Source organism: Sulfurospirillum arcachonense DSM 9755 (genome assembly GCF_000597725.1).
Taxonomy (GTDB): domain Bacteria; phylum Campylobacterota; class Campylobacteria; order Campylobacterales; family Sulfurospirillaceae; genus Sulfurospirillum_A; species Sulfurospirillum_A arcachonense.
In genome coordinates this window covers 48,948-72,078 of record NZ_JFBL01000004.1, presented here as the reverse complement: position 1 = coordinate 72,078, position 23,131 = coordinate 48,948, and the positions used below count along the sequence as shown (strand labels likewise).

22 protein-coding genes and 1 pseudogene are annotated in these 23,131 nt (G+C 28.3%); all 23 read right to left on the bottom strand.

The window, feature by feature from the left end:
- Nucleotides 1–7: 7 nt before the first annotated feature.
- Nucleotides 8–799 (bottom strand): class I SAM-dependent methyltransferase, encoded by a 792-nt coding sequence (locus K354_RS0104500; protein ID WP_024954315.1) that lies wholly within the window; start codon nucleotides 797–799, stop codon nucleotides 8–10.
- A gap of 2 nt (nucleotides 800–801) precedes the next feature.
- A complete protein-coding gene (locus tag K354_RS0104495) occupies nucleotides 802–2,055 on the bottom strand; it encodes a hypothetical protein (RefSeq protein WP_024954314.1) in 1,254 nt (417 codons plus the stop codon).
- A 5-nt stretch (nucleotides 2,056–2,060) separates the two neighbouring features.
- Complete coding sequence (locus K354_RS0104490; protein ID WP_024954313.1) at nucleotides 2,061–3,182, bottom strand: glycosyltransferase; 1,122 nt, start codon at nucleotides 3,180–3,182, stop codon at nucleotides 2,061–2,063.
- The gene (locus K354_RS0104485; RefSeq protein WP_024954312.1) at nucleotides 3,179–4,633 is read right to left on the bottom strand and encodes a lipopolysaccharide biosynthesis protein; all 1,455 of its coding nucleotides are present in this window, start codon (nucleotides 4,631–4,633) and stop codon (nucleotides 3,179–3,181) included. Before K354_RS0104485 ends, K354_RS0104490 begins: the two co-directional genes overlap by 4 nt.
- Nucleotides 4,633–5,319: a WbqC family protein gene (locus tag K354_RS0104480; protein ID WP_037940257.1), complete on the bottom strand. Its 687-nt coding sequence runs from the start codon at nucleotides 5,317–5,319 to the stop codon at nucleotides 4,633–4,635. The genes K354_RS0104485 and K354_RS0104480 overlap by 1 nt, the downstream gene beginning before the upstream one ends.
- Nucleotides 5,304–5,843, bottom strand: coding sequence for a GNAT family N-acetyltransferase (locus K354_RS0104475; RefSeq protein ID WP_024954310.1), 540 nt, complete (start codon nucleotides 5,841–5,843; stop codon nucleotides 5,304–5,306). The genes K354_RS0104480 and K354_RS0104475 overlap by 16 nt, the downstream gene beginning before the upstream one ends.
- Nucleotides 5,833–6,558 carry a polysaccharide deacetylase family protein gene (locus K354_RS0104470; protein WP_024954309.1) on the bottom strand — a complete coding sequence of 242 codons (726 nt, stop codon included), beginning with the start codon at nucleotides 6,556–6,558 and terminating at the stop codon, nucleotides 5,833–5,835. The genes K354_RS0104475 and K354_RS0104470 overlap by 11 nt, the downstream gene beginning before the upstream one ends.
- A complete protein-coding gene (locus tag K354_RS0104465; RefSeq protein WP_024954308.1) occupies nucleotides 6,555–7,343 on the bottom strand; it encodes a methionyl-tRNA formyltransferase in 789 nt (262 codons plus the stop codon). Before K354_RS0104465 ends, K354_RS0104470 begins: the two co-directional genes overlap by 4 nt.
- The gene (gene asnB / locus K354_RS0104460; RefSeq protein ID WP_024954307.1) at nucleotides 7,336–9,336 is read right to left on the bottom strand and encodes an asparagine synthase (glutamine-hydrolyzing); all 2,001 of its coding nucleotides are present in this window, start codon (nucleotides 9,334–9,336) and stop codon (nucleotides 7,336–7,338) included. Before asnB ends, K354_RS0104465 begins: the two co-directional genes overlap by 8 nt.
- Nucleotide 9,337: 1 nt before the next feature.
- Nucleotides 9,338–10,528 (bottom strand): DegT/DnrJ/EryC1/StrS family aminotransferase, encoded by a 1,191-nt coding sequence (locus K354_RS0104455; protein WP_024954306.1) that lies wholly within the window; start codon nucleotides 10,526–10,528, stop codon nucleotides 9,338–9,340.
- Between the two features lie 4 nt (nucleotides 10,529–10,532).
- Nucleotides 10,533–11,516 carry an NAD-dependent epimerase/dehydratase family protein gene (locus tag K354_RS0104450; RefSeq protein ID WP_024954305.1) on the bottom strand — a complete coding sequence of 328 codons (984 nt, stop codon included), beginning with the start codon at nucleotides 11,514–11,516 and terminating at the stop codon, nucleotides 10,533–10,535.
- 230 nt (nucleotides 11,517–11,746) lie between these two features.
- The gene (wecB, locus tag K354_RS0104445; protein ID WP_024954304.1) at nucleotides 11,747–12,814 is read right to left on the bottom strand and encodes a non-hydrolyzing UDP-N-acetylglucosamine 2-epimerase; all 1,068 of its coding nucleotides are present in this window, start codon (nucleotides 12,812–12,814) and stop codon (nucleotides 11,747–11,749) included.
- Nucleotides 12,811–13,071, bottom strand: a complete 261-nt coding sequence (locus K354_RS0104440) for a DegT/DnrJ/EryC1/StrS family aminotransferase (RefSeq protein WP_024954303.1) — start codon at nucleotides 13,069–13,071, stop codon at nucleotides 12,811–12,813. Before K354_RS0104440 ends, wecB begins: the two co-directional genes overlap by 4 nt.
- 2 nt (nucleotides 13,072–13,073) lie before the next feature.
- On the bottom strand, nucleotides 13,074–13,652 hold the full coding sequence (locus K354_RS0104435) for an acyltransferase (RefSeq protein ID WP_024954302.1): 579 nt from the start codon (nucleotides 13,650–13,652) through the stop codon (nucleotides 13,074–13,076).
- The gene (locus tag K354_RS0104430; RefSeq protein ID WP_024954301.1) at nucleotides 13,652–14,620 is read right to left on the bottom strand and encodes a Gfo/Idh/MocA family protein; all 969 of its coding nucleotides are present in this window, start codon (nucleotides 14,618–14,620) and stop codon (nucleotides 13,652–13,654) included. The genes K354_RS0104435 and K354_RS0104430 overlap by 1 nt, the downstream gene beginning before the upstream one ends.
- A gap of 1 nt (nucleotide 14,621) precedes the next feature.
- Nucleotides 14,622–15,869, bottom strand: a complete 1,248-nt coding sequence (gene tviB / locus K354_RS0104425) for a Vi polysaccharide biosynthesis UDP-N-acetylglucosamine C-6 dehydrogenase TviB (protein WP_024954300.1) — start codon at nucleotides 15,867–15,869, stop codon at nucleotides 14,622–14,624.
- Between the two features lies 1 nt (nucleotide 15,870).
- Complete coding sequence (locus K354_RS0104420; protein ID WP_024954299.1) at nucleotides 15,871–17,196, bottom strand: UDP-glucose dehydrogenase family protein; 1,326 nt, start codon at nucleotides 17,194–17,196, stop codon at nucleotides 15,871–15,873.
- A gap of 177 nt (nucleotides 17,197–17,373) precedes the next feature.
- On the bottom strand, nucleotides 17,374–18,201 hold the full coding sequence (locus tag K354_RS0104415) for a DNA ligase (protein ID WP_024954298.1): 828 nt from the start codon (nucleotides 18,199–18,201) through the stop codon (nucleotides 17,374–17,376).
- Nucleotides 18,202–18,255: 54 nt separating this feature from the next.
- Nucleotides 18,256–18,507: a ComEA family DNA-binding protein gene (locus K354_RS0104410; protein WP_024954297.1), complete on the bottom strand. Its 252-nt coding sequence runs from the start codon at nucleotides 18,505–18,507 to the stop codon at nucleotides 18,256–18,258.
- A gap of 65 nt (nucleotides 18,508–18,572) precedes the next feature.
- Nucleotides 18,573–19,380, bottom strand: a pseudogene (gene galU, locus K354_RS13950) (UTP--glucose-1-phosphate uridylyltransferase GalU).
- Complete coding sequence (locus K354_RS0104400; protein WP_024954296.1) at nucleotides 19,367–20,620, bottom strand: glucose-6-phosphate isomerase; 1,254 nt, start codon at nucleotides 20,618–20,620, stop codon at nucleotides 19,367–19,369. Before K354_RS0104400 ends, galU begins: the two are co-directional and overlap by 14 nt.
- The gene (locus K354_RS0104395) at nucleotides 20,617–21,666 is read right to left on the bottom strand and encodes an NAD-dependent epimerase (RefSeq protein ID WP_024954295.1); all 1,050 of its coding nucleotides are present in this window, start codon (nucleotides 21,664–21,666) and stop codon (nucleotides 20,617–20,619) included. The genes K354_RS0104400 and K354_RS0104395 overlap by 4 nt, the downstream gene beginning before the upstream one ends.
- Nucleotides 21,666–23,033, bottom strand: coding sequence for a phosphomannomutase/phosphoglucomutase (locus K354_RS0104390; protein ID WP_024954294.1), 1,368 nt, complete (start codon nucleotides 23,031–23,033; stop codon nucleotides 21,666–21,668). The genes K354_RS0104395 and K354_RS0104390 overlap by 1 nt, the downstream gene beginning before the upstream one ends.
- Between the last annotated feature and the right edge of the window lie 98 nt (nucleotides 23,034–23,131).

Sequence of the window (23,131 nt, the reverse complement as noted above, 5' to 3'; positions counted from 1 at the left end):
TATTCCTTTACTCTTTAATTGCTTTAAAATATAAATCTAATCCCATTATTTTTCCAATTGTTTTCAAATAAAAATTACGAGGAAGCAATCTACCTATTCTAGGTAGTAAATCTGAGCTATCAAAATTTTCTATTTCAAAACTAAAGTCTTTGAAACCCCTAAATACTTTTTTTACATCTTTTTTACTGTAAAGTCTTGCGTAAGGATTTCCCACACCATCATACGCAGTAGCAATAGAATCTTCATAGTTTAAACCTTTATACTCTTTTAAAAATAATCTCTTCAAGTATATCCCAAATAATGTTCTAACAGAATACTTATAATATAACATTATATTTAATGTAGCACCTTTTTTTAAAACTCTATTTAATTCATTTACCACCAAATCAATATCAGGTATATGATGTAAACAACCAATAGAAACTAATGCATCAAAACTATTATCTTCAAAAGGCATATCTGTAGCAGAAGCACAAACTGTTTTTAAAGTTAAATTAAATACTTCTTTTCTTTTATTTGCAAGTTCAATTGTTTCATTAGAAAGATCTAGTGCAACTAACTTATTGGTTACTTGTGATATTTGTCCCAATTCATAACCACTTCCTAAGCCTATAAGTAACACTTTTTTATCTCTGTATTGTTCAACATCTAATATTTCATCAAAATAAGGATATAAAAGTCTAAATTTTGTATCAAAATCTTGAAAAAACTCATAAGAATATATTTTATAACTTGACATATATGAACCACATGGTTTAGTATTCCAAAAATCACGTGTTTCATTATATATTTCTTCCATTGTTATTTCCTTACCAATTTTAATACATATTTTACTATTTTTACAAGATATTTCCTTCCTATAAATTGCCTATACCTAAAAGATTTCAATTTAGCTAGTTGATACCTAAAATTTAAATCTTTATTAATCAACAATAAAATTTCATTTTTTGAATACTCACATACACTTTGTTCAACACTAGGTAAAGTTTTTTCAAACTCTTCTATAAAACTTTGATATGAATATTTTCCTGATAGTATCAAATCATTGTAAGCATTATCTATGATTTTATTCACTAATGTTTCATCTTTTATCATTGTTAATACCTCCTCAAAATTTAAAAAATCTTTTTTAAGAGGTATATAGTGAACCATTGGTTTTAATATCCCTTGATATTCCCCTTCAAATAGTACTTGCAATACCTTAAAAGAAGCAGCTTCGAACACTCTTGGACTAATGGTACGATAGTACATTTTACCTTCCCATGGTTCTAAAACTTTAAATATCTCTTCTTTTGTAGCTTTTGGATTGTTTTTTATAAAATTTTCATAAGTTTCTTGTGCCCTACCATCTATATCAAATATTGATACTCCTGCTTCTACACCAATAACTACTTTTGAATTTGCTATCAATTTGTACCATTCATCTCCATAAAGTCTAGATGATTCTGTATAATCAATATTTATTTTTAAATCTCTTTTTTCTAATCTTTTAATAAACTCTTTTGCAATATCAACTTTTTCTTGTGCTTCTTTTCCCATATAATATGGCAACTCTCTTGCTCTATAACTTATATCTATAGTTCTTTCATTATATGGTTTATAAAAAAATTTTCCTATATCAATATGCTTCTTATCTACATATCCAGTTAATGTCAAATAAACTGATTTTACATTAGTATATTTATAATAAGTCTCATCATAATACTTTGGATCAAGCAGTGTATATACACTATCTATTTTACAATCATTTAAAAATGAAAACCTCTTTTGGCAAAAATGATACTCATCTTGAAAAAATGCAACCTTATAAGCTTTTGAATTCTTTATATAATTAACATAATTATCATTTAATTCATATATTGCCCCTCTGCCAAATAGTGAATAATGCAAAATAATAACATCAAATTCTATATTGGATAATTTTTTTGGAAATCCTAATTCTGTATTAGTTTTCAATACATTATGATTTATATATTTTTCGAAAGATTCTACATGTTCACTAATTGTTGATGCATTTTTATATAAGTGTTGGTGGTATATTAACAATATTTTCATTTTACTTATAACTCCAATAATATTTTTTCAAATTCAATTACATTTTTTTCTATATCAAAAAAACTCTCCGCAAATAGTCTTGACTCTTTTGCTTTTTTTTCTCTAAACTCGTTATCCATAACCGTTTTTTTAAGTACTTCATATATATTTAATACATTTGCTTCAATAATTGGTAAACTATTATATTCTGGAAAATTTTTATAAAAATTATCTTTTGCATCCTCTCGAAGATAACATATCACAGGTTTTCCTAAAGCCATAGTTTCCACACCAGTTGAGCCCCACCAACCATATATTAACTGTTCAACTACGATATCTGCTTGAGCTTGATAATATCTCATATTTTTAGACTCTACATCAATTACATAAAAATACTCCACTTCAAAGCCTTCTTCTTTTAATATATCTATCGCATCAACTATAAAAGGGGATCCCTTTATATTTTTCCCATTATTTTCTCTATTTTCTTTGAAAAAACTATGTAGGATTCTTAGATTTTTTGTTTTGGGTAATTTAAATTTATCTGGAATTCTTATATCCGGTTTCCATAAATATAAATCAATTGATTTATATTTATATGTGATTTGTTTATACTGTGTTGATTCCATATCGGGGAAGCCCAAAAATAAATCAAAATATTTATTTAGTATATTAAATTTTTTAATATTACTTTCGTCTTTACAAACACTATCATCCCACCCACAATTATTACATATATTTCCATCGTCAATTTTTGAAATTTCTTTTTTTAAATCTATATCTATACATCCACTAGGTAAATAAATAAGTTTTTTATTTAAAAATTTTAATAAAAATAAATCTAAATAAAAATTTTTTCCAAATAAATTTTCAACAAAAACTGGCAACAATGGTAATAACCTATGTCCTCCATATATAAAAAAATATTTATATTTAAATAACCAAATACAAAATACAAAAAAATGATAAAAAGGTTTAAAGATTTTAACTACATTCTTAATTATTATAACATTATCAGTATATAATAATTTTTTAGGATAATTATTTGGTAAATAAATGTCAGCTTTCCAACCTCTTTTTCTTAAAGCATCTCTATAAAAAAAACTACAATGATAATCAGGTATAACAAATAAAATAGACTTATTCAATAATTTCTTCTCCTTAATTTAATTTTTAAAAAATTCTTTTCTTCTGTATCAAGGAAGAAATATAAGACAAATAAACAAAAGCAGATTAAAAGCGCAGAGAAAAAAACTTCAACAACTAAATTATCCAACATACTTATCACATAAGCTAAATATATACTTATAGAAAAAAACAATATTAAAATATATATCTTTTTCCAATTATAATTTACATCTAAATACTTTTGCCCTATATACCAAGACAATAACACCAATATAAAATAACTAATAAGCGTTGCATAAGCAGCACCAATCATTCCATATAAAGGAATCATCCATAAATTAAATCCTATATTAGATATTGCTGCTACCCATTCAATCATAGACTGATATTTTAATTTTTTTTCAAAATATAGCCCAGGCAATAAAATTAAATATACCCCTTTTAACATATAAGCTAATGCAACAAGACCAACAATAGTATAAGCATCATAAAACTTACTATCTGTCATCAAAACCACAATAGGTTTTGCAACCACAAAAAATAGAATAACGATAAAACCAAAAAACATTAAATAATAATTCAGCACATATCCAAAAACTTCTTTTGCTTCTTCTTTTTTATTGATAAAAGACATAAAAAAAGGTGGCCATGCACTTCCAAAAGCGCCTACTAATATTAACATCATCATACCAAAAGAGTATCCTACGGAGTAAATACCCAAATCTACTAATCCTAAAAATCTCTCTATCATTTGTCTATCTGCATAATCAATAATTAAAAAAGCAAATAATCCCCAAATAGATGGAAACCCTATCTTAACTAAAGGCTTAATAAATTCTAAATTAAAATAAAAATTTAATTTTTTCATAATAAATATATATATAAATAAAAACATTACAAATGAGCTACATAGAGAGGCCAAAAAAAATCCAAATAGACCCCACTTCCAAATAAGTACAAAAACTACACTAAAAACAATTGCAATTAAAGTATTTATCAATGTAATAATTACATATTTCTTAGCCATCCCCTCCATACGTAAATAATCTAAAAAAGGATTGTATATTACAGTCATACCTAAAGATATAATTGACAAATTAATATACTCACTATAAATGTGTGTTTGAAATATTAAAGTACTAATTTCTTGAGAAAAAAAGATAAATATTGAACACATTACTGTTGTATTAGAAGATAAAAGTAGAAAATTTGACCATATTACACTAATTCTTTTAATTTCATCTTTTTCTTGAAAATACAAAATTCCCATAGAACTTCCTGTTCCAAGATTAAAAAAACTAACCAAACCAACGCTGAGCAATCCTATCAATGCAACAACACCATATTCTTCAGGTGTCAAAACTGAAGTAAAAAAAGGAAGTAAAAATAATCCTATAAACTTTTGTAAAATACCACCTATCCCATATACAAATGAACCTTTTAATAATCTATTAAGATGATTTTTAATCATTAAAAGCTTTCATTTGTATTAAATATATAGTCTATAATACTCAACCCTTTTATAAATTCTTTTGTATTAGATTGTTCATACAAAGGATGTTCAAAGTCTTGATAGATAAAATTCAATCCTTCTTTTTCAAACAATGATATATCTTGATAATCACTAGCACCACCACCTGCCATATATGTGTCACATCCAGTAGCTTTTGTTAAATCTATAAGTAACTCATTGGAAGAAGATAAAAAATTATAATCAGAAGATATTACTAGTTTTTTTTCAATTTCAATATTTAAATACTTACAAATTTCCACTATAGCATTCAGATTATATTTACTAACATTGTTTTCATTATAGTTAATTAATTCGAATATAAAATCTCTATTTTCTTTAAAATATGAAGCTTTAGAATAGTTTGCTTGAAGTGTTTTAATTATTTTATCTCTCCAGTTTATATTTTGAAATGTGGTTTCATTGATATTCCACAAACCACTAGGACGATTTATAGGAGCTGTTATATATTGGCTTTTGCCTTGAATACTAATGGCTACTCTATTTGACCATGTTCCTCCCTTTTTTTGGTACTGAACATCATCTAGCACGACAAACTTATCGGATCTTTTTATCTTATCAAAATATCCTAACCATGGAAAAAAATTGGGTTGGTGTATTGCACAAATCATTATCTTATATTCCATTCCTCAGTTAATATACTCATTACATAAACATTTATATATTTTCCATTTAAAAAAATGTCTCTTCTCAAAATTCCTTCTTTTTGAAAACCCATTTTTTCATATAAAGAAATTGCTCTAGAATTAGTTTCAAAGACATTCAAATAAATTTTGTTAAGATTCAAATCATTAAAACCATAATCTATTAATATTTTCAAAGCTTCTTTTCCATAGCCTTTTGAAGAACTTTCAAGTTGTAATCGTATTTGCAGTTCTGCCTTTTTATGAATAGGATTTATTGAATGTAATTGACAAGTTCCAATTAACTCATTATCTTCCTTTTTTCTAATTCCAAATATTACAGTTGATTTATCTTTTCTAATATTTTCAAACCATTCAATATGATTTTTAAGATGAACAGGGAAAAAAGATGAATTAAAATTCACCAGTTCTTTATTATTTATCCAATAATACATTTTTGATATATCATTTTCATTTTCTATAGAAGATAAATATATTTTTTCATTTTCTAAATTCTTACTTGACATTTTCTCTCCCATACTTATTTAATAATACATCATATTTTTTGGCTGTATTTCTTGACCTTCCATCTATACATCTTTGTATTCTATCCCTTGGGCTCATAATTTCTTTTTGCCACCATGAAGGATGAGTTAAGACTTGAATTTTTGTGTGTTTTTCATTTAAAAAATCTTCTAACCTTTTATATCGCCAGTATCCATTACTATCACTACAATATTCTACATTTTCTTTGAAATATTTAGCATAAGTATTTATCATACTTGAATATTTAAAATCATCATATTTTAATATTTCTTTAGTTGGATTATGAAAAGAAAAAACTTTTATTTCTACTTGAAATAGATTTTCTAAAATTTTTTTTTCAAAATTTAGATATTTTTCTAAATCTTCTTTCGATTGAATATTGTACTGTGTTGGATCAAAATGCAATCCTATTTGATGACCTAAAGATAATATTCTTATAATTAATTCTTTTATTTCTTCTTCAAAGATATTATAAAAAAAAGAGCTTAATTGTAGAAAATAAGTAGCTTTTATAGAATACTTCTTTTCAATTAATGCTAATGTATATGCTCTATGAATTGAGTAATCAATATCATGTCTCCATAAGATAAATATTTCATTATAATGAATTTCATTATAAAAAATAGTAGTATTAATATTTTTTTCTAATATTTTTTTATAATTAGATTCTGTAAAATCTTCCATATAATAATTCATCCTAGTCTTGCCTTTTCTATAATTAATTTTTTACCATCTCTTGTTTCTATAAAAGCTCCAGGATATGGATCAGATTGAGCTCTAATAAAATCATATAATTCAATAGAAGATTTACTCAAATCAATTTTTCCATCTTCTGGTTTTCTTTGAGGGAAAATTTCAATTTTACTTTTATCTTGTGGAATAAATTTTATATTTTTAATATCTTCAAATAGCACTTCTAATAAAATTTCTTTTGAAGCTATAGTTGCTTTGTCATACACTTCTTTTATAGTATCTTCATGCTCTATAGTAAAAGATTTTTGGGCAATAATATCCCCATCATCTACACCATCTTCCATATGAAAAAGTGTAACTCCTGTTTCTTTTTCACCATTTATAATAGCCCAATTAAGTGGTGCTCCGCCTGCATATTTTGGCAATAAGGAAGCATGAATACCCCATGCTCCATATTTACTAAGTTTTCTAGTTGATTTAGGTAACATATAATACCAACCAAGTACTAATATTAAATCAAGATTTAATTCTTTAATAATTGGTTCATAATCTTTTGTTTTTTTCCCATTTATTGAATCTATTTCATAGTAAGGAATATTATATATATCAGCTATTTCTTTTAAATTACTATAGTTAGTATTTTTCACTTTTTTATCACTATATGAAATATTAAACTCTTGAGGTATAGAAAATACTACTTTAGGAAAAAAACTTTTTTCTATTAAAAAAAGTAATAATTCTTTACTATAATTAGTAGCACCAAAAAAGGCAAAAGATAATTTATCCATAAATATTACTCCATTCTTCAAAATTCAATAAACTCCAAATAAACAATCTTCTATTTTCTTTTCCTGTTAAGTGTTCATTTACAAGTTTTTGAACGGCATCTTTATCCATATATTTATATATGTTTGCATCGTTATTTAAAAGTTTTGCTTTTACAAACTCTATACTTTCTCCCTTAAACCAGCTTTGATCAGGAGAACTAAAACCTTGTTTTACAGCTTTATGAATATCTTCTGGTATATATTTACTCATAGCTTTTCGCAAGATTACTTTTCCGTCATTGGTCTTTTGCATTTTTCCTATTTCATTTTCATTCATCTTCATAACTTTATGCAAATCACCTAGTTTATATTTTGCAGGTATTTTTTGTGCGAAATCTACTAAATCATTGTCAAGAAAAGGAACTCTTGTCTCAAGACTATGCGCCATAGAAAGTTTATCATCTACTACTAGAAGCCCATGTAAAAATGTCTTTGCTTCAAAATATAGCGAATGGTTTATATACTCTTCTGCTGTTTGATTTTTTATAGGAGTTTTAAATACATTTGCAAATATATCTCTTGTCCATACATTTTTTGCTTCTTCCATAATTGGAGAAAATACATTTTGTATCTTTTTATTTGGTATAAGTCTTTTCCAAAAGCTATAATACTTATTTATATAGTCATCAAAACTATCATTGTTTACTGCTTTATAATATCGCCAAGGATACCCAGCAAAAAGTTCATCTCCACCAGCACCACTAAGCACTACTTTTACAAATTTACTAGCAAGTTTTGCCGCATAATAGTTTGGATAACTTTGTCCTACTCTTGGTTCTTCAAGATGATAAGAAAACTTATTCATGCATCTTTCCATATCACCTGATTTTAAAACCATCTCATAATGTTCTGTTTTAAACTTATAAGATATACATTCTGATTTTGCTCTCTCATCAAAGCTTAGTTCCATCCCACTTGCACTTGATAAATCAAATCCTACAGTAAAAGTTTTCAAAAAGTCGTTTGACTTTTGAAAATGATTTGATGCAATTGCAGATATGCTACCACTATCCATACCACCACTTAAGTAGCTTCCTACTTGAACATCTGCTACAAGTTGTCGCTCAACTGCTTGAGTAAAAAGTCTATCTAGTTCTTCTATATATTCTCTTTCATCTTTTATAGTTTCTGGCTCACTAAAATCAAAATCCCAATATTGTTTTTTTTCTATTTTTTTAGACAATAAATCAATTTCAAAGTAATGTCCAGCTTCAAGTATTTGTATATCTTTATGAAGTGTTTTATTTGTAAATATATTTTGAAATGTAAAGTATTCCAAAAGTGCTTCTTTATCTACTTCACTTTTATAATCTTTATATTCCAAAATAGACTTTATCTCACTTGCATATATAAAAGTTTTATCTTGTGTAATATGATAATAAACTGGCTTTATACCATATCTATCACGACAAAGATAAAACTTCTTTTGAAAGTTATCATATAAAGAAAATGCAAACATACCATTAAATCTTTTGATACACTCTATTCCCCACTCAATATAAGCATATATGATTACTTCTGTATCTGTATGACTTTTAAATCTATGCCCTAGTTTTTCTAGTTCTACTCTTAACTCTTTAAAGTTATATATCTCACCATTGTAAGCTATCCAAATATTTTTAGATAAGTCTGACATCGGTTGATGTCCAGCATAACTAACATCAAGAATTGATAATCTTCTATGGCCCATATAAAGGTCATAATCATGTGAATGTAACTCTCTTTGTGCTGAGTATGATTCTATAGCAGGAAGCATATCATCTATATTTTTAAATTTTTCATCTGTTAAATTTTGATAAAAAGAAACTCTTATATTATGACGAGAGCCCGTATGAAAACATAAATATCCTGCATCATCTGGACCTCTATGAGCTATCTTATCTGCCATAGGTTTAGCATAATCAACATTTATAGATGGTTTATTAAGTGATAAAGCTCCTACTATTCCGCACATATTATTTTAAAGCCTCTTTTATATTTGTGATAACATAATCAAACTCTTCATCACTCATACCAGCATAAAGAGGCAATGCAATAGAAAGTCTATCTGCTGCATAACTCATAAGGAAATCTTCATCTTTAAAATTATTTTTATTTTTATAATACCCTAGAGTATGAACTGCATGAGTACCTTGCCTTGTAGCTATTGTCATTTCCTCTAGTTTTTCCATAAAAATATTTCTTTTGATATTAAGTCTATCTATTTGTTCTTTTGTTAGATTTGATATATCTTCCCCATCTGTAAATATACAAACATACGATTGATATCCATGTTTATAGTTCTCAGGGATATACGGAGTTACTAATTGTGATATATCTTTTAGTGCTTCATCATACTTTACAGCAACTTCTCTTCTACCATTCATAATATATTCTTTTTTATCCATTTGACAAACACCAAGAGCACCTTGCATATCTGTCATTCGATAGTTGTACCCTCTCATGGTAAAATCTGGAAGTAGTGACCCACCCTTTTCTTTATGTCTTTGAAGATCAGATTTACTTGCACCATGGTCTTTTAGTTGAGATACTTTATTTGCAATTTTATCATCATTAGTAATTAGCATACCACCTTCACCAGTACATATTGATTTTCTTGGATGAAATGAAAAACAACCTACATCTGCAAATGTACCAGAGTGATTATCTCCTATCCAACCATCAAATCCACAAGCACTATCTTCAATAACTTTTAAATCATATTTTTTTGCTAAATTCATAATATATGGCATATTTGAACAAAGACCAAAAAGATTTACTGGCATAATTGCTTTTATTGAAGTATCGTTTTTTATTAAATCTTCTAATTTTGTTTCATCTATATTAAATGTTCTTAAATCAATATCACAAAATACAACTTCTGCACCTGTATATTCAACTGCATTTGCACTTGCTACATAAGTAAAAGATGGAACAATTACCTTATCCCCTCTTGTAATACCCATAGCTTCTAATCCAAGGTGCAAAGCAGTAGTACAGCTTGTAGTAGCATGAGCAAACTTTGCACCAGTAAACTCACTAAACATCTTTTGAAACTTTGCTACATTTGGTCCTTGAACTACCCAACCTGTTTCAAGGGGTTTTACCATAGCTTCTTTTTCTTCATCACCAAAAATTGTTTTAGTAATAGGTATATTCATTTTCATTTGATTAACCCCTAATTCCTTTTTCTGCTCTCCACTTAATTAGAGCACTTAAACCATCTTCTAAAGAGTATTTGTATTTAAACCCAAGTTCTTTTTCTGCTTTTTCTCTTGAACCTATCCTATTTTGTACAAGTTGTCTTGCATCATCGGCACTATATGGAATATAATTTATTTCCAAATCAGAATTTTTAAGCTTCAACATTGTATTGCAAAGTTGTTTTATAGTAGTTTGTACTTCTGTTCCTACATTATAGTAGCCTAGTTTTATATCAGATTTAGCTGCAGCTATATTACACCTTGCAATATCTTCAACATAAATAAAATCGTAAGCTTGAGAACCATCACCATTTACACTTGGTGCTTCATTTCTATCAATCTTATTTAAAACTATTGGTACTACTCCACTATAAACAGCATGTTGATCTTGTCCAGGACCATAAACATTCATATATCTAAGACCTACTATTTCTAAACCATATCTATCATTGTAAGCTGTACACATAGCCTCACCAGCTATTTTTGTAGCACCATAAAAATTTTTATTATTAAAAGGATGATCTTCAGTCATAGGAACTTGAACGGCATCTCCATAAACAGAAGCAGATGAACTATAGATTAGTTTTTTAACTTTGTGTTTTACACAAGCTTCTAAAACATTAAATGTACCAGCGATATTTACATCAAATGCAGTTCTAGGGAAATCTTTACAGTGTAATAACCACATAGCGGCTAAATGAAATACATAATCAACACCATCCATAGCTTTATCTAAAATATCTAATTCTCTTACGTCTCCACCATAAGGGAAAATAGAACATCTTGGGTCTTTTAAACTATCTTCAAGATTTTCCATTTTACCACGAGTAAAATTGTCATAAATAATTACTTCTTTTACAGGTTCTTTAAGTAATTCACTTACAACAAAACCACCAATAAATCCAGCAGCACCTATTACTAAAACTTTTGCATTATTTAATTTATTTGACATTTTTTATTTCCCTTTTTATTTTTTTCAATATATGTATTTTGCAAAAGCAAAATATATGTAAACTATACGTCCATTTTATTCCATGTTAAAACACAAAATCTTACACGAATTTATTAATATCTTTATTAAAAGTTGATACCTTATTCAATCGAAAATTAGCTTAAATTCATCTCTATATTTTTTCTATACCTATATATTTCTAAATAAAAATTCTATACACATGTGACACTTCATCTATACTCCAATAGCTTTTTTATGATAATTTCAGCAGCTTTTCCAGTGCCATATAAATTTAACTTTAAATTATCTATATTAAAGTCTGAATTATTTCTATATGAATTTAATATTTTTTCTTTATTTGCTCCAACTAGAGTGTTAGCACCACAGTTTACTAACTCAACCCACTCTGTTTCATCTCTTAAGGTAATACACTGTTTTTCAAAAAAGAAAGCTTCTTTTTGAAGTCCTCCACTATCTGTCATTACAAAATCACAATTATCTATTAACCATACCATTTTAAGATAACCAATAGGGTCTATTAATGTTAAGTTTTTTATCTCTAAATTTAAATTTTCTAAGAGTTTTTTTGTTCTTGGATGCACTGGTAATATAACTTGTTTATCTTTTCCTATTTTATTCAAAGCTTCAAATATACTTCTTAATCTATTTACATTATCTGTATTTTCTGCTCTATGTATAGTGCAAAGAATATATTCATCTTTTATTTCACAAGTAGGTTTTACTGCTAAGTTTTTATAAAACATTGCCCCATCTTGCATAACATCACCTGACTTAATAATTTTGCACTTAAAACTAGCAAAGCCTTCATCTCTTAAATTTTTTATAGCTACATCAGTAGGACAAAAAAGTATATTGCTCACTCTATCAGTAAGAATTCTATTTATTTCTTCTGGCATATTCATATTAAAACTTCTAAGCCCTGCTTCAATATGCGCCAATTTTATATGTAACTTAGAAGCAACTATAGCTCCTGCCAAAGTCGAATTAGTATCACCATATACCATAATCCAATCAGGTTTTTCTTTTAGTGCTACCTCTTCAATCTTTTCAATCATTTGCCCAGTCATCGCACCATGTGATTTACCACCAATACCAAGAAAATAATTGGGTTTGGGTATTTTCATCTCTTCAAAAAAAATATCACTCATATTTGTATCATAGTGTTGTCCAGTATGCACTATAATTTCTTTTATTTCATTATGTTTCGCAATTTCTCTGCTAACAGAACCTGCTTTTATAAATTGTGGTCTTGCCCCTAATATTGTAAGTATTTTCATTTTAAATTTTCTACAATATACTCGATTACTTCATTAATAACATAAGGATTCATAGGTAAGCTCATCATCTCTTTTGGTACTATTTCTGAAATTGGAAAATCACCTTTGTTATATCCCATATATGAAAAACTTTCTTGTAAATGTAATGGCATAGGATAATGTACCACTGTTGGAATACCTTGTTCTTTTAGTGTCACTTGTAATTCATTTTTATAAAGATTATATTGATATTGTAAATTTGCAAAATTTATTTTCATTGTTACTCTTCTATTAAAGTTAAATTGTCATTTTCTATTTTATATTTTGTAGTATCAAAATCATCTATAGCAATACTATTTTCATCAAATTTTAAGGTGTTTCCAGCTTTACTTACCCATCCAATTTGTCTTGCTGGAACTCCTACCACAAGTGCATATGGCTTTACATCTTTATTTACAACTGCTCCACTTCCTATAAGTGCGTATTCTCCAATAGTTACACCACAAACTACTGTAGCATTTGCACCAATTGAACAACCTTTTTTAAGAAGTGTTTGTTTAAACTCTTTACGTCTCACTATAAATGCTCTTGGATTTATAATATTTGTAAACACCATAGAAGGTCCAAGAAAAACATCATTTTCAATTTCTACACCTTCATAAATAGAGATATTGTTTTGTACTTTAACACCACTCCCAATTGTTACTTTAGGTCCAACTACACAATTCTGTCCAAAAGAGCAATTTTCTCCGATATGAGAACCTGATAAAATATGTGAAAAATGCCAAATCTTTGTATTATCCCCTATAGAAACATTATCATCTACATAGCAAGACTCATGTGTAAAATAAGAGGCCATTAACTTATCACCTTTTTACAAAAAGGATGATATTCACCATTTAATCCAAGAGGTACTAGCTTTCGTATAACTGAAACTATGTTGATAGACTTTCGAGCTTCTTCTAATCCAAATCCCCCACCACTTAAAATATGTTCATAGCTCCTTGTGTGTAAGTCTGTAAAACCTTCACTAAATTCAAACTCTTCACCATCAACAGTGATACTTCTATATGTAGTTTTACCAGTGGCTTTTATGTCTTTAGGTATATAATTGTAATTTACAGATAAAAACCATCTAACATTTGCATTTTTTAGTTTCATAAACCCAGCATTTGTGTCGGGGTCTTTTATATGAACAAAATTTTCTTCAATTGGTCCAAAAATCCAAGAGAGCATATCAAAAAAATGAACTCCTATATTTGAAGCAATTCCTCCTGATTTTTCTTCATTACCTTTCCAAGAAACAAAATACCATTTACCACGACTAGTGAGATACGTTAAATCAATATCATAAATTTTATTGGGATTTTTTTCTAACTCTTTTGAAATTTTTTCTTTTAAAGCTATGATAGATTCATGAAGTCTTAATTGTAAAATATTATAAACTTTTTTGCCCGTTTCTTCCTCTATAACTTTTAACTGGTCTATATTATGCGGATTTAAAACAAGAGGTTTTTCACATATTGCATGAGCACCACTCTTAAGTGTAAATCTTATATGTGCATCATGAAGATAGTTAGGAGTAGTTATACCTATATATTCTATTTTTTTATTACCATCTCTATGCCATTTATCTACAAATCTATCAAATCTTTCAAATTCTGTAAAAAAACTGGCTTGAGGAAAATTACTATCCATAATACCTATACCATCATATGGATCTAATGCAGCCACAAGTTCATTACCAGTCTCTTTTATGGCCCTCATATGTCGTGGTGCTATATATCCACTGGCTCCTATGAGTGCAAAATTTTTCGTACTTGCCATTTTATAACCTTCCATCAGAATTTTTCAAAATATTTTTTATATCATATATAACTTGCTTATCATTTTTCTTTATATGTAAAGATTTAAACTCAGCATGAGAGACAGCTAAAACAATAGCTTCATACTCTTTTAAGTTTTCTTCTTCTTTCAAATCTAAACCGTACTCTTTTTTAACTTCCTCTTTATCTGCCCATGGGTCACTTACACTTATATCACATCCGAATTCTTTTAGTTCGTTTATTACATCTATAACCCTTGAGTTTCTTATGTCTGGACAATTTTCTTTAAAAGTAATTCCCAATACTAATACTTTTGAACCTTCTATCTTATGACCTTTTTTTATCATAAGTTTTATTACTTGGTTTGCTACGTATATGCCCATATTATCATTGATACGACGACCTGCTAGTATAATCTCTGGATTAAAACCAACTTCCTGAGCTTTATGAGTAAGATAATAAGGATCGACTCCTATACAGTGGCCTCCAACAAGGCCTGGACGAAATGGTAAAAAATTCCACTTTGTTCCTGCCGCTTCTAAGACAGAATTTGTATCAATATTAAGTTTACTAAAGATCATTGCAAGTTCATTTACAAAAGCTATATTTATATCTCTTTGGCTATTTTCTATCACTTTTGCGGCTTCTGCTACTTTTATACTTGGTGCTTTATGAGTTCCAGCTGTAATAATACTTGCATATAAATCATCTACTTTATCTGCAATTTTTGGAGTACTTCCACTTGTCACTTTAAGTATCTTTGTTACAGTGTGCTTTTTGTCTCCTGGATTGATTCTCTCTGGACTATATCCACAAAAAAAGTCTTTGTTGAACTTTAAACCAGATACTCTTTCTAAAACAGGAACACAGTCTTCTTCAGTAGCTCCTGGATATACAGTACTCTCATATATAACAACATCATCTTTTTTAAGAATTTTACCTATACTCTCACTTGCTTTTATAAGTGGCGTTAAGTCTGGGCGTTTATTTTTATCAATTGGAGTTGGAACTGTAACTATATAAATGTTACATATAGAGATATCTTCAATTTTAGATGTAAACTTCATATCATTTGATATAGCTTCTTTTAACTGTTCTCCAGTTAACTCTAAAGTTCTATCGTGTGCATTTTTAAGTTCGTCTATGCGTGTTTGATATATATCAAATCCAACTACATCATACTTTTTTGCAAACTCTACTGCTAATGGAAGTCCTACGTAACCTAATCCTATAACTGCTATTTTATTCATATTACTTTACACCTATTTGGAAATACTCAAAATCTTGAGTTTCTAGCCTATTTTTATCATATTGATTTCTTCCATCAAAAATAATGTTATTTTTAAGTCTTTTACTTATCTCATCAAAATCTGGACTTCTGAACTCTTTCCATTCTGTTAAAAGTATCATGGCTTCACAGTTATCCAATGCGTCATATTTGCTATTCATATACTCTACATGTAAATTGTCTTTTAGATAAAATTCTTTTGCTTCATTTATAGCTTTTGGATCGTATGCTTTTATCTTTGCACCTTTGCTTGTAAGCTCATTTATAACTGTTATACTTGTTGCTTCTCTCATATCATCAGTTTCAGGTTTAAAGCTAAGTCCCCAAATAGCAAAAGTCATACCTGTTAAGTCGTTTCCAAATTTTTTGATTATTTTATCTGAAATAACCTTTTTTTGAGCATAATTTACATCTTCAACTGCATCTAATATTTTTGGAGTATATCCATGGTCTTTTCCAGTTTTTGCTAAAGCTTGAACATTTTTAGGAAAACAGCTTCCCCCATATCCACAGCCTGGATAAATAAAACTATATCCTATACGAGAATCACTTCCTATGCCATTTCTGACTTTATTGATATCTGCTCCAACTCTTTCACATATATTTGACATTTCATTTATAAAACTTATTTTTGTTGCAAGCATAGCATTTGCTGCATATTTTGTCATTTCTGCACTTTTTATATCCATAGTTATAAATCTATCGTGATTCCTTGTAAAAGGCGCATAAAGTTCTCTCATAACTTCAAAAGCTTTTTCATTATCTGCTCCGATGACCACACGATCAGGTTTCAAAAAGTCTTCTACCGCTGCTCCTTCTTTTAAAAACTCTGGATTACTTATAACATCAAAAGTTAACTTTGAATTTCTCTTATCAAGTGCTTGTTGAACTTCATCTCTTACTTTATCTGCTGTACCTACTGGAACTGTTGATTTATCTATGACATAAGTATGTTTATTTATATGTTCTCCTATACTTTTTGCAACTGCTAACATATACTTAAGATCTGCACTTCCATCTTCTCCCATAGGAGTTCCAACTGCAATAAAACATATATCACTAATATCAAGTGCTTTTTTTGTATCTGTAGTAAACTTTAAAGTTCCAGCTTGAAAATTTTCCAAAACCATCTCTTCAAGCCCTGGCTCATAGATAGGAATAATCCCACTCTCCAAATCTTTTACTTTTTTTTCATCTATATCTACACATACAACACTATTACCCATCTGGGCAAAACATGTACCACTTACTAATCCTACGTATCCTGTTCCTATTATACTTATCTTCATTTTTACTCATTTTTTCATACATTTTTAACAAGAATATTTTTTGTTTAAACTATAACATATCCAATTTTTATCTCTAACATAATTTAACATTATTCTATATTTTTATATCATATGCCCTACTACAAAATAAATATAACTTGATATTTTACTTTAATTTTAAATTATATTTAAATAGACTTACTTAATTTCATCTTTTACTCTCATAAAAACTGGAAATCTTGGTTTTCCATTTTTAGTTAATCCCTGATATTTAAAAGTTACTATTATACCTTTTTTAGGTGGATTTCTCCTTAATATATCACTTAAACCACTTCCTAGATTAATAATTACTCCATTTTTCATTTTACAAATAAGAGAACCTAGTAAATTTTCATATTTTCCTCTACCTTTTTTATATCCTATTACTTCACATTCACTGTCAAAAAAACTTTTTACTTTTAAAGCTTCTGCTGTTCTTTTATTTATATATAAAGCATTTTGATTTCTTATAACTACTCCTTCTCCACCTTTATCTTCTATCTTTTTTAAAAAAGATTTTAAGTGTTGTTTATCTTTACATGTAATTTGTTTTATTATTTTTATATATTTATTGGGTTTAACTTTTAAAAAATCGTCTAATACATCTAACCTATTTTTTAATCCACCTTTTTGATTTGGAACTTCAAAAATATTATAAGTTAGATTTTTCCAACCTTTATGAGGAGTTTGCTTTCTAACAATTCCTGATATATTATCAAAATCGTCCCTTTTACTCCAAAGTTCACCATCTATTTCAAATAGCGGGAAGTCTTTAGTAAACCACTTTGGAGCTTTAAATACTTTACCACCTCGTGATATAAGCTTTTTTCCATCCCAATACGCTCTTACTCCATCAAGCTTTTCACTCATAAACCATCCATCTACATGTAGACTTTCATTATATGTTTTTAAAAGCAATAAATCAGGCTTTTGAGCAAATAAAAAAAATGGTAAAAAAAGAATTAGTAGGTATTTACATATAATCATATATTATTTTATCAAAAAAGAATGTAAGACTTCATTAAAAGCCTTACATGTAGATTAATTTGGACATTTTCCAAGAGTAAGATTGCCTTTGTTCTTTTCAACAGTTTTTTTGCCTATTCCTTTTACTTTTGCTAATTCATTTATAGATTTAAAACATCCATTAGTTTTTCTAAATACTACAATTTGCTCAGCTTTTTTACTTCCAACACCTTTTAAGGTAGTAAAATCTTTTTGATTTGCATTGTTTATATCAACACTCGCAAATAAAAAACCAATAAAAACAAAAACTAATAACACAATTTTCATATATTCTCCTTTAGATTAAGATATTAAATCCTATCTAATAAAAAATTAAATAATACTTTAGAACACTATTTTTTATAAAAATAATTAGTAGCTTTAACAAAACCATCTACACTACCACAGTCAAACCTCTTACCTTTAAATTTATAAGCTATGACTTTACCCTGCTTAGCCATTTCTAAAAGAGCATCTGTTATCTGGATTTCTCCACCTTTTCCTGGTTTAGTTTTTTCTAAAATATCAAAAATATTAGGAGTAAGTATATATCTTCCTATAATCGCTAAGTTACTTGGAGCATCTTGAGAAGCTGGTTTTTCTACCATTGTTTCAACTCTATAAGTATCATTAGTCCATCAACCAAATTACCTGCAATAACACCATATTTACTAGTATCCTCTTTAGGTACTTCTTCTATAGTTACTACACAACAGCCATATTTTTATATACTTTTACCATTTGAGACAGTACACTCAAATTTCCACTATCACATAAATCATCAGCAAGTATCACAGCAAATGGTTCATTTCCTATTAAAGACTTGCCTGTAAGTATCGCATGACCTAGACCTTTCATCTTTACTTGTCTAGTATAAGTAAACGTACATTTTTCTATTACATCTCTTATTTCCGTAAGGTAATGCTCTTTTGATGTATCCTTAATCTGGTGTTCTAACTCATAACTTATATCAAAATGATCTTCGATTGAACATTTACCACGCCCTGTTACTATAGCCATAGTGTCACATCTTCAACACCATACTAAATAAGTAGCTTAGTCATAATTGGTAACATCTCTTTAGGCATTGATTTCGTTGCTGGTAAAAATTTTGTTCCGTACCCCAGCTGCTGGAAATAAACATTTTTTAATAGTTTTCATATAAACTTCTCTCTTTTGATAATTTATTTTTTAATATTATTTTACTCTCTTCAACTCCAGGTTGCCCATATGCTTCCACACCTATCAAATTAGCTACAAGTGAAGTTAACAATTCATAATAAAATATAAATTTTCCAATATTCTCTTCATCTATGCATTCTAATTCTATAGTATCTACTGGAATATCACCTTTATCAACTAAAGCTTCTATAACAGAATCTGCTTGTAAGTTTATAAGAGAGTTAAAAGAGAGTTTATTTATAGAATCCAAACTTTCAAGTTCTTTAAGGTTTATATCTGGAATTTTTATATCATAATTAAAATTTCTTATTTTTAAAACGGTGACACTTTTATCTCTAAAGCCATCTACGATAAGTTGTAAAAAAGAGTGCTGATCTTTTGGTCCAGTAATTCCCACTGGAGTAAGTCCCACATTAAAACTACTATTTAACTGTTTTTTACCCAGACTCTCACCCCATAGTTGAACATACCACTCTGTAAAATATTTAAAACTCTCACTATATACAAAGAGCGTATTGATATTATACTTCATAGAATTTTTTGCATAATATGTAGCTTTTTTCAATAATATGTCTTTTAAATATCCATTTTTTAAAAAACTATTTTTTATCTGTTTTGCACCATCTAATAGTTCTTTTATATCAACCTCTATGAGTGAAAGTGGAGCCAATCCAACGGCAGAGAGAACAGAAAATCTTCCCCCTACATTTTTTGGGATATTTAAACAAAATGATTTTTTAGATTTGGAATGAGCCTCAAGTAAACTTCCCTTATCTGTAACATATGTAAACATATAATCTTCGTCAATTTTTTGTTCACTTAAAAGCCCTAAAATATATTTATAAATAGCCGTTGTTTCTATCGTTGTACCTGATTTACTGATAACAAAAAAATGAGCAGATTCAAGTTCTACTTTTTCTAACTCTGATTTAATAGCAATGGGATCAGTACTCTCTAAAAAATGGATTTTTTTAGTAAATTTTTTAGTCGTTTTAAGTGTCCTATATATTGCCTTAAGCCCCAATGAACTTCCACCAATACCAATAATTACTAAATGTTTTACATTTTTATTTTTTGCATAAAAGTCTTTTTTGTATTGTTCTAAATAACCTAAATCTTGTTCAGGCAGACTATAATAACCTATTTCATTTTGTTCTTTACAGATAGCTTCAAAAGCACTATATTCAGGTTTAACTTCAAAAAAAAGTCTGTTTGTCATAATTTTACCTTGAAAAAATCAACATACCAATCAACAAACTTATCTATACCCTCTTCTATGCTAATTTCAGGTTTATAATCTAAATCTTCTATTAAATCACTTACGTCCGCATATGTACTAGGAACATCTCCTGCTTGAAGTGGAAGCATATTTTTTTTTGCAACCTTGCCTATCTTTTTTTCAATAGCTTCTATAAAATCCATAAGTTTTACTGGATTATTGTTTCCTATGTTGTACACTTTGTAAGGTGCTGTTGAATTTGAAGGATTCATATTCTCTTCTTTAACACCTTTAGGAGGATTATCTATAACTCTAACAACACCTTCAACAATATCATCTACATACGTAAAATCTCTTTGCATCTCTCCGTGATTAAAGACATCAATACTTTTACCTTCTAAAATTGCTTTTGTGAATAAAAACAGTGCCATATCAGGTCTTCCCCAAGGTCCATACACTGTAAAAAATCTAAGTCCAGTAGTAGGAATATCATAAAGATGAGAGTATGTATGAGCCATAAGTTCATTTGATTTTTTACTTGCCGCATAAAGACTAATAGGATGACTTACATCATCACTTGTAGAAAAAGGTTGTGATTTATTTAATCCATATACACTAGAACTACTTGCGTATGCCAAATGCTTTATTTTGTAATGGCGACAACACTCTAAAATGTTTAAAAAACCCACAATATTACTTTGTATGTAAGCATCTGGATTTGTTAAAGAGTATCTAACCCCAGCTTGTGCTGCTAAGTTACATACTTTATCAAACTTCTCTTCTTTAAAAAGTTTTTCTAAATTTTCTTTGTCTTCAAGATTGAGTTGAATAAATTTATAATTTTTTTGTATTGTTGATTGAATAAGTTTTCCATACTCTAACTCTTTTTTTTGTATACCACTTCTATCCAACCTTCCGTACTTTACATTGATATCATAATAATCATTTATACAATCAATTCCAATAACCTCATCACCTCGTTTTAAAAGATAATTCAACAAATGATATCCTATAAAACCAGCTGTTCCTGTTACTAAAATCTTCATTATAAACTCTCTTTCGCCTTTTTTAGAAGTGCATTTAATTTTTCTTCATACTCTTTAACTTTACTCTTGCTAGTTGATTCAAAACGAGTTACTAAAACAGGTGTTGTATTAGATGCTCTTACAAGTCCCCAACCCTCATCAAATATAACTCTAACACCATCTACATCAATAATCTCTTTTATATATGGAAAATCACTTGGAGGGTTTTTCAATAACTCTTTTACTTTCTCTATTAATCCAAATTTTTCTTCTTCAGTAGTTTTAACTTTTATCTCTTCAGTTGAATAAACCAAAGGAAGCTTTGCAATTCTCTCATCTACATTCAAACCATTTTTAACAAGCTCTATCATACGAAGAGTTGCATATATAGCATCATCATAACCAAAGTATCTATCATTAAAAAACAGATGTCCACTCACTTCTGCTGCAAAATCAGCATTCAATTCAGCGATTTTTACTTTTAAATTACTATGTCCTGTTTTATACATGTAAGCTTTTCCATACTCGTTTATCGTATCATACATAACCTGTGAGCATTTTACTTCTCCAACAACTGTTGGATTTTCCATAGCCTCAGAAAAAAATATCGCCATGATATCGCCTTTGACATTATTCTCTTTTGTCAAAAATGCTATTCTATCAGCATCCCCATCATAAGCAAATCCATAGTCAAACTCCCTAGATAATTCTTTTTTAATATCTACTAAGTTTTTCTCAACCGTAGGGTCTGGATGATGATTTGGGAAAGTTCCATCTGGTTCAACAAATAACCCCTTACATGTAAAGCCTAGTTTTTCAAAGATTTGAGGAGCTACAACTCCTGCTACACCATTGCCACAATCATAAACAAAAGGTGTATCAAAATCTTTTAAATGTTCAAACTCTTTAACTAAAAAATCAATATATCTATTTTTTGCATCTATTTTTTTACATGTAACATTATCTTCGATTGACATATCAAAATTTTTCATTATTTCTCTGCCCAAAGCATAAATATCTTCACCAAAAAAAGGCTTTTTATCAATAGTGATTTTAAAACCATTATACTCACTTGGATTATGCGAGCCTGTTATCATCACAGATGCATTTGGAGTTATACCATCGAAGCTTTGATAGTTTGCAAAATAATTTACTGGAGTTGCTACAAGTCCCATATTTAAAACTTCACAACCAGCTTTATTAAACCCACTAGTTAGATAATCACAAAGAATTGGAGAGTGACTTCTGGCATCATAACCAAGAGCTACAACACCACCAATTTTTTTTATATGTAAACCTAAAAAATACCCTATAAGTTTAGTTGTTCTTTCATTTAACTCTTTTTCATAAATTCCACGTATATCATACTCTCTAAAAATACTATTCATTTAAATAATTCCTATAATTTTTTTCAAAGTTATTATTATAACTAAACTCACCTAATTATCTATTTAGCTCTAATCTTGTATAATAATACTCTTAATTT

Excerpts from the sequence above, each read along its gene's own strand:
- K354_RS0104465 (WP_024954308.1), bottom strand. The coding sequence starts at position 7,343 with ATGGATAAATTATCTTTTGCCTTTTTTGGTGCTACTAATTATAGTAAA.
- K354_RS0104485 (WP_024954312.1), bottom strand. The coding sequence starts at position 4,633 with ATGATTAAAAATCATCTTAATAGATTATTAAAAGGTTCATTTGTATAT.
- tviB (WP_024954300.1), bottom strand. The coding sequence starts at position 15,869 with ATGAATAAAATAGCAGTTATAGGATTAGGTTACGTAGGACTTCCATTA.
- K354_RS0104420 (WP_024954299.1), bottom strand. The coding sequence starts at position 17,196 with ATGAAGATAAGTATAATAGGAACAGGATACGTAGGATTAGTAAGTGGT.
- K354_RS0104395 (WP_024954295.1), bottom strand. The coding sequence starts at position 21,666 with ATGAAGATTTTAGTAACAGGAACAGCTGGTTTTATAGGATATCATTTG.
- K354_RS0104390 (WP_024954294.1), bottom strand. The coding sequence starts at position 23,033 with ATGAATAGTATTTTTAGAGAGTATGATATACGTGGAATTTATGAAAAA.
- asnB (WP_024954307.1), bottom strand. The coding sequence starts at position 9,336 with ATGTGCGGAATAGTAGGAGCTTTATCACTTAATAAACCATCTATAAAT.
- K354_RS0104455 (WP_024954306.1), bottom strand. The coding sequence starts at position 10,528 with ATGAAAATGAATATACCTATTACTAAAACAATTTTTGGTGATGAAGAA.
- K354_RS0104410 (WP_024954297.1), bottom strand. The coding sequence starts at position 18,507 with ATGAAAATTGTGTTATTAGTTTTTGTTTTTATTGGTTTTTTATTTGCG.
- K354_RS0104435 (WP_024954302.1), bottom strand. The coding sequence starts at position 13,652 with ATGGCCTCTTATTTTACACATGAGTCTTGCTATGTAGATGATAATGTT.
- K354_RS0104430 (WP_024954301.1), bottom strand. The coding sequence starts at position 14,620 with ATGGCAAGTACGAAAAATTTTGCACTCATAGGAGCCAGTGGATATATA.
- K354_RS0104500 (WP_024954315.1), bottom strand. The coding sequence starts at position 799 with ATGGAAGAAATATATAATGAAACACGTGATTTTTGGAATACTAAACCA.
- wecB (WP_024954304.1), bottom strand. The coding sequence starts at position 12,814 with ATGAAAATACTTACAATATTAGGGGCAAGACCACAATTTATAAAAGCA.
- K354_RS0104400 (WP_024954296.1), bottom strand. The coding sequence starts at position 20,620 with ATGACAAACAGACTTTTTTTTGAAGTTAAACCTGAATATAGTGCTTTT.
- K354_RS0104475 (WP_024954310.1), bottom strand. The coding sequence starts at position 5,843 with ATGTCAAGTAAGAATTTAGAAAATGAAAAAATATATTTATCTTCTATA.
- K354_RS0104450 (WP_024954305.1), bottom strand. The coding sequence starts at position 11,516 with ATGTCAAATAAATTAAATAATGCAAAAGTTTTAGTAATAGGTGCTGCT.
- K354_RS0104415 (WP_024954298.1), bottom strand. The coding sequence starts at position 18,201 with ATGATTATATGTAAATACCTACTAATTCTTTTTTTACCATTTTTTTTA.
- K354_RS0104470 (WP_024954309.1), bottom strand. The coding sequence starts at position 6,558 with ATGAATTATTATATGGAAGATTTTACAGAATCTAATTATAAAAAAATA.
- K354_RS0104480 (WP_037940257.1), bottom strand. The coding sequence starts at position 5,319 with ATGGAATATAAGATAATGATTTGTGCAATACACCAACCCAATTTTTTT.
- K354_RS0104495 (WP_024954314.1), bottom strand. The coding sequence starts at position 2,055 with ATGAAAATATTGTTAATATACCACCAACACTTATATAAAAATGCATCA.
- K354_RS0104440 (WP_024954303.1), bottom strand. The coding sequence starts at position 13,071 with ATGAAAATAAATTTTGCAAATTTACAATATCAATATAATCTTTATAAA.